Genomic DNA, 6,370 nt, shown 5'->3' with positions numbered 1-6,370 from the left:
CGTCGGGCCCTGCTGCGCAAGCGGCCGGACATCACCTCGTGGAAGTCGGCGCTCCGCGCGGGCATGGCCGCTCAGGCCAAGTCCGTCTGAGCTACCGGCGCCGTCCGGATGTGGGGTCCGGCGGCTCGGGGCCGACGCAGCTTCACACGTGAGCGGGGCCGTGGCCACTCGATGGTGTCACGACCCCGCTAACGCGTGCCCGACCTGGCGCAGGCTGTCGAGGTCGTGGACGTCGCGTCCGAGCGCGGGGACCTGCACCACCGGTATGCCGGGGTGTGACCGTGAGAACCGCTGTGCGAGCTCGCGCTGTCGCTCCGCCGTGCGTACGAGGGCGGCGTGGAGCCGGAGCAGGGCGGCCGCATTGGTCGCCGACTTCGGGCCGCCACCGTCCTCGAGGGTCTCCGCGACCGACAGGGCCCGTGAAGGTGTGATGCCGGTTGCCGCGACGCGGCCCATGCGGTTGACGACGAGCCCGGCGAGCGGCATCCGGTCGGCCTCGAGGCGTTCGACGAAGTAGGACGCCTCGCGCAGCGCGTCACGCTCGGGGGCGGCCACGACGAGGAACGCCGTGCCGTGCTCCGACAGCAGCCGGTAGGTCTCGTCGGCCCGCTCGCGGAAGCCGCCGAACATCGTGTCCAGGGCGTTGACGAAGGTCTGGACGTCGGTGAGCAGCTGGCCGCCGAGGACCTTGGTCATCGTCGACGTGACGAGCTGGACGCCGACCCCGAAGACCTTGAGCCCTGCCCTGCCCCCGGCCTTGGCCGGGGCGGTGAGCAGCCGGATGAAGCGGCCGTCGAGGAAGCTGCCCAGGCGGTTCGGCGCGTCGAGGAAGTCGAGGGCCGAGCGTGACGGTGGGGTGTCGACGACGATGAGGTCCCACGGTGCGTCCTCGGTGCCCGCGACAGCCCTCAGCTGGCCGAGCTTCTCCATCGCCATGTACTCCTGCGTGCCGGCGAACGAGCTGCTCACGGCGAGGTAGAAGGGGTTCGCGAGGATCTGCTCCGCCTTGCCGGGATCGGCGTGGGCGAGCACGACCTCGTCGAAGGTCCGCTTCATGTCGAGCATCATCGCGTGGAGGCTGCCACCCGAGGAGTCGTCGATGTCGGTGACGGGGCGCGGGGTGTTGTCGAGCTCGGTGAGGCCGAGCGACTGGGCGAGCCGGCGGGCCGGGTCGATGGTGAGCACGACCACCCGTCGACCCGCCTCGGCGGCGCGCAGCCCGAGGGCGGCCGCGGTCGTCGTCTTGCCCACTCCGCCGGCGCCGCAGCAGACGATGATCGAGGTCTCGGGGTCGGCGAGGAGAGCGTCGACGTCGAGCGCCGGGGCCTGCTTCGCGACGGGGCCCGGGCTCATGGCTCGACCTCCTCGAGATGCTCGAGGTCCTCGATCTCCGCCGGCTCGTCCACGTGCGGGAGGAAGGTGGGCACGAGCAGGTCGGCGAGCTCGCGCACGGAGCCCGAGTCGACACCCCCCGGCAGGGCCGGCAGCTGGACGATCGGCAGGCCCGTCGCCTCGAGCATCTCGAGCTGCTCGCGCTCGAGGTCGATGCGTTGCGCGTGGTCGCGTGCCTCCTCGAGCAGGCCGTCGACGAGCGCCGGGGTCGCCTCGAGGCCGGCGTCGGCCAGCTGCGCACGGATCGAGGCCTTGTGCAGGCGTCCGGCGCGGGCCTGGTCGAGGGCCATGTCGTCGAGCAGCGGGTCGCGCACCATGTTCACGACGATGGCGCCGGGGTGCAGGCCCTTCGCGTGCAGCTCGTCGACCGCCTCGAGCGTCTCCTGGACCGGCATCTCCTCGAGCAGCGTGACGAGGTGGACGACGGTGAGGTCCGACTCGAGCAGCCTGGTGATCGCACCGGCCTGGGAGTGGATCGGGCCGACCCGAGCCAGGTCGGCGACCTCCGCGTTGACCGAGAGGAACCGGCCGATGCGGCCGGTCGGCGGGGCGTCGAGCACGAGGGCGTCGTAGACGGGGGCGGCGTCACCCTTGTGCCGGCCGTCGCGGCGACGCCGGTTGGCCTCGTAGATCTTGCCGATGAGGAGGACGTCGCGGACGCCCGGGGCGATGGTCGTGGCGAAGTCGATGGCGCCGAACTTCTCGAGCAGCCGGCCCGCGCGGCCCAGCTTGTAGAACAGGTGCAGGTACTCGAGCAGGGCGGCCTTCGGCTCGACCGAGAGGCCGACGACCTCGCCCCCGTCGGGGAGGCGCACGATGCGCGTCTCGTCGGTGCCCAGCGGGGGCACGTCGAACGTCTGGCTGATGCCCTGGCGCCCCTCGACCTCGCTGAGCAGCACGTGGCCGGGCCTCGAGGCGAGCGCGAGCGAGAGCGCCGAGGCGACGGTGGTCTTGCCGGTGCCGCCCTTGCCGGTGACGACGTGGAGCCGCGCGCTCGCCCAGGCTGGGTCGGTGCGGCCGGTGGTCACGGGTCCCACCCTATGGCGCCGGCTGGGGACACCTGGGTGCTCGGTGGCGTCGCGGAACGTCGGCTGCGTCACTGTTCCGGCGGGGGCAGCGGTGACGTACGCGTGGGCGGGCTCAGGGGGTCGGTCGTCCGGTCAGCGAGCGCACCGCCGTGAGGACGTGGGCGAAGGCCGGGGCGGACGGGTCGATGACGGCGAAGTGGTCCGCGCCCTGCACGACGTCCTCGGTGACGTCGCCGCCGGCAGCCTTCGCCTTCGCCACGTAGGCGTCGGCGACCCCGAGGGGCACCGTGTCGTCGTCGGAGCCGTCGACCAGGCGTACCGGCACCGCGGGTGGCAAGGTGCTCATCGGGTCGGCCGACGTCCAGGCCGCGGTGCCCGGGCCGGACCCGACGAAGGCACGCGCGGCGTCGTCGCCGAGGTGCAGCCGGTCTGCCGCGCCGAGGTCGACGACCCCGGCGAGCGACACGACGCCGGTGATGCCGCGCTCGCGGGCCCACGGCTGCCCCGCGGCCCAGGTCACGAGGTGGCCGCCGGCGGAGTGTCCGACGAGCACGAGCGGCTGGGGCAGGTCTGGCTGCGACGAGATCGACGCGAGGACGTCGCGCACGTCGTCGAGGGTGCCGGGGACGCCGCCTCCCGGCATACCGGCTCGTCGGTACTCGACGAGGGCGACGTGGTAGCCGGCTGCAGCGAAGGCCTTCGCCTCGGGAACCGCGTGCTCGCGGTCGTACTCGGCTCGCCAGAACCCGCCGTGGACCACGACCACGGTCCCGTTCGCGGAGGTGCCGGCGGCGGGCGGGTAGACGTCGTAGACCTGTGCAGGGTCGGCGCCGTAGGTACGGGTGGCGTTCGCGCCGGCCGGGCTCGTCGGAGTGCTCGTCATGGTGGTCGACATCGTGCTCGGCGAGGCGCCGTCCGCGCCACCCGAGCACGCCGCGAGGACCGAGGTGACACTGAGTAGGGTGATGGCCATGACCCAGTGGGAATACCTCACCGCACCGCTTCTGATCCACAACACCAAGCAGATCCTCGACAACTTCGGGGCGGACGGCTGGGAGCTCGTCCAGATCGTCAACGGTCCCGACGGGACCAGCCTCGTCGCCTACTTTAAGCGCCCGAAGTCCTGAGGAGCCTGCTGATGTCTGCTGTCGAAGACCGCCTGTCCGAGCTCGGCCTCACGGTCCCCGAGGTCGTCCCGCCCGTCGCGGCCTACGTTCCCGTCGTCCGTGAGGGCGACCTCGTGTTCACCTCCGGTCAGCTGCCCATGGTCGACGGTTCCCTCGCCGCGACCGGCAAGGTCGGCGCCGAGGTCGACGCCGAGACCGCGAAGACCCTCGCCGAGACGTGCGCCCTCAACGCGATCGCGGCGATCAAGAGCGAGGTCGGCGACCTCGACACGGTGAGCCGTGTCGTCAAGGTCGTCGGTTTCGTCGCCTCCGACCCGGGCTTCACCGGCCAGCCCGGGGTCATCAACGGCGCGAGCGAGCTGCTCGTGAAGGCGTTCGGTGACAAGGGAGTCCATGCCCGTTCGGCCGTCGGTGTCAGTGCGCTCCCCCTGGACGCACCCGTCGAGGTCGAGGTCATCGTCTCCGTCGCCCGATGAGTGTCGGTGGCTCGATGACCGCGGGACGGCAGTTCCCGCTGACGACGACCCCCGGCATCTCCGACGCGGCCACCCGTTGGCTCGCGGGCGAGCGCTGGGACGAGGCCGAACCACGCCGCGCGAGCACCGTCATGCTCGTGCGCGACGGCGACTCCGGACCAGAGGTCTTCATGCTGCGGCGCGTCCCCGAGATGGAGTTCGCGCCCAGCACGATGGTCTTCCCCGGCGGCAGTGTCGACGACCGTGACGGCGAGGTCGGCCTGCCCTGGGCCGGGCCGTCGCCCTCGGAGTGGGCCGAGCGTCTCGGCTGCTCACCCGCAGAGGCGCAGATGTATGTCGCCGCCGCGATCCGCGAGGTCTTCGAGGAGTGCGGTGTGCTCCTCGCCGGGCCCTCCGCCAGCGGCCCGCTCGCGAGCGTCGACGACCCGGAGTGGCTGGAGGTCCGTCGCCGGCTCGTCGACCGCCGGTCGGCGCTCGCCGACGTGCTGCGCGACAGGGGGCTCGTGCTCCGCTCGGACCTCATCGTGGCCAAGGCCCACTGGGTCACCCCGGTCTTCGAGCCGAAGCGCTACGACACGTGGTTCTTCGCCGCGTTGATGCCGCCCTTCCAGGTGGCCGACGGCGAGACCACCGAGGCCGACCAGGCCGGCTGGGTCGTCCCCGAGCAGCTGCTCGGCGAGTATGCGGCAGGCTCCGCGGTCATGCTGCCGCCCACCGTCATCTGGGTGGAGCAGATCCGCGAGGCGCCCTCTGCCGCCGACTTCGTCGTGCACAGCGAGTCGCTACCCCTCGTCATGCCCGAGGTCGTCACCGGCCCGTCCGGCGCGGCGATGGAGATCGTCGAGCGATGACTGCGGGGGCGTCGGCGGCCCGGGGCCGGGAGGTGCGGTCGTGAACGGCGCCGCAGCCGACCCGAGCTGGACCGGCGGCGTCACGAGCGAGCGGGCCGAGTGCGTGCTCTGCCCCAACCCGTCGCCGATGACCCTCGACGGCACGAACACCTGGCTGCTCGCCGAGCCCGGCTCCGACGAGGTCGTCGTCGTCGACCCGGGGCCGCTCGACGAGGGGCACCTCCAGCACGTGCTCGAGCGGGTGGCGTCGTCGGGGCGACGGGTAGCGCTGACCCTGCTCACCCACGGGCACGACGACCACGCCGAGAGCGCCGACCGCTTCCACGAGCTGACCGGTGCGCCCGTGCGTGCCTTCGGCCGCGGCCACGACGACCTCTGGGCAGGCGAGACCATCCGGGTGGGTGGCCTCGAGATCCTCGCTGTCGAGACGCCCGGTCACACGAGCGACTCCTTCTCCTTCGTGCTGCCCGCCGACAACTCGCTGCTCACGGGCGACACGGTCCTCGGACGCGGCACCACCGTCGTCGCGTGGCCCGACGGCAGCCTCGAGGCCTACCTGGCGTCGCTCGAACGCATCGAGTCCCTCACCCGGGCCGGCACCGTGACGAGCCTGCTGCCGGGGCACGGCCCGTTCGTCCCCGACGCTGCGGCGACGGTGACCTTCTACCTCCAGCACCGGGCGGAGCGACTGGACCAGGTGCGAGACGCGGTCGCCCGAGGTGCGCAGACGGCATACGAGGTCGTCGAGACGGTCTATGCCGACGTGCCGCGAAGCGTGTGGCCGGCGGCCGAGCTGTCGGTGCAGGCACAGCTCGAGTACCTCCGCGAGCACGGGTGAGTCTCGCGGAGGTGGTGGGCACCGCCCTCGACCTCGTAGGCGAGCGTCGCCGGGTCGTGCTCGGCATCGCCGGGGTGCCCGGCGCGGGCAAGTCGACGCTGGCCGACGCCGTCGTGGCCGGCGTTGCAGCTGCCCGCGGCGACGACTGGGTGGCACACGTCCCCATGGACGGCTACCACCTGGCCGACGTGCAGCTCGAGCGACTGAATGCACTGTCCCGCAAAGGCGCTCCCGACACGTTCGATGCCGCAGGGTACGCGCACCTGCTGCGCCGCCTCGTCGACGAGCCGGACTCGTGGGTCTACGCGCCGGGCTTCGAGCGCACCCTCGAGCAGCCGATCGCCGCGGCGATGGTGGTTCCCCCGAGCGCCCGTCTCGTCGTCACGGAGGGCAACTACCTGCTGCTGCCCGAGCCGCGGTGGCAGGCCGCGCGGGCCGCGATGACCGAGGTCTGGTACGTGACGGGCGACGACGACCTGAGGCGCTCCCGGCTCGTCGAGCGGCACGTGACCTTCGGCAAGTCGCCGGACGCCGCGGCCGCATGGGTGGAGCAGACCGACGAGGTCAACGCCCTGCGCGTCTCCGCGGCCGCGGACCGCGCCGACCGGGTCGTCGTCAACGGACCCGAGGGCTGGTCGTTCGCCAGCTGAGCCGGTGG

The 6,370-nt window shown here is 72.5% G+C and carries 8 protein-coding genes; 5 read left to right on the top strand and 3 right to left on the bottom strand.

All coding sequences use genetic code 11. From position 1 onward, the window contains the following. Positions 1-177 precede the first annotated feature (177 nt). The 3 genes from ACFQ2V_RS05880 to ACFQ2V_RS05870 form a co-directional block, all read right to left on the bottom strand. Positions 178-1,353: an ArsA family ATPase gene (locus ACFQ2V_RS05880; RefSeq protein WP_386051613.1), complete on the bottom strand. Its 1,176-nt coding sequence runs from the start codon at positions 1,351-1,353 to the stop codon at positions 178-180. Then, a complete protein-coding gene (locus ACFQ2V_RS05875; RefSeq protein ID WP_386051612.1) occupies positions 1,350-2,420 on the bottom strand; it encodes an ArsA-related P-loop ATPase in 1,071 nt (356 codons plus the stop codon). Before ACFQ2V_RS05875 ends, ACFQ2V_RS05880 begins: the two co-directional genes overlap by 4 nt. A gap of 112 nt (positions 2,421-2,532) precedes the next feature. Then, positions 2,533-3,303, bottom strand: coding sequence for an alpha/beta hydrolase (locus ACFQ2V_RS05870; protein WP_386051610.1), 771 nt, complete (start codon positions 3,301-3,303; stop codon positions 2,533-2,535). A gap of 88 nt (positions 3,304-3,391) precedes the next feature. Here ACFQ2V_RS05870 and ACFQ2V_RS05865 point away from each other — a divergent pair, with 88 nt between their 5' ends. Genes ACFQ2V_RS05865 through ACFQ2V_RS05845 form a run of 5 tightly spaced genes read left to right on the top strand, consistent with a single transcriptional unit; the run spans position 3,392 to position 6,362 of the window. Next, positions 3,392-3,547, top strand: a complete 156-nt coding sequence (locus ACFQ2V_RS05865) for a DUF4177 domain-containing protein (protein ID WP_142179199.1) — start codon at positions 3,392-3,394, stop codon at positions 3,545-3,547. A gap of 11 nt (positions 3,548-3,558) precedes the next feature. Continuing rightward, positions 3,559-4,023 (top strand): RidA family protein, encoded by a 465-nt coding sequence (locus ACFQ2V_RS05860; RefSeq protein WP_386051609.1) that lies wholly within the window; start codon positions 3,559-3,561, stop codon positions 4,021-4,023. A gap of 14 nt (positions 4,024-4,037) precedes the next feature. Then, positions 4,038-4,874 carry an NUDIX hydrolase gene (locus ACFQ2V_RS05855; RefSeq protein WP_386051607.1) on the top strand — a complete coding sequence of 279 codons (837 nt, stop codon included), beginning with the start codon at positions 4,038-4,040 and terminating at the stop codon, positions 4,872-4,874. 40 nt (positions 4,875-4,914) lie between these two features. Next, on the top strand, positions 4,915-5,712 hold the full coding sequence (locus ACFQ2V_RS05850; protein ID WP_386051606.1) for an MBL fold metallo-hydrolase: 798 nt from the start codon (positions 4,915-4,917) through the stop codon (positions 5,710-5,712). A gap of 11 nt (positions 5,713-5,723) precedes the next feature. Next, positions 5,724-6,362: a nucleoside/nucleotide kinase family protein gene (locus ACFQ2V_RS05845; RefSeq protein ID WP_386051604.1), complete on the top strand. Its 639-nt coding sequence runs from the start codon at positions 5,724-5,726 to the stop codon at positions 6,360-6,362. The last annotated feature ends 8 nt before the right edge of the window (positions 6,363-6,370 follow it).

Source organism: Terrabacter terrigena (assembly GCF_042676085.1).
GTDB classification, from domain to species: domain Bacteria; phylum Actinomycetota; class Actinomycetes; order Actinomycetales; family Dermatophilaceae; genus Terrabacter; species Terrabacter terrigena.
Note: the sequence above shows the minus strand (reverse complement) of the source record. Positions and strands in the feature narration are given on the sequence as shown.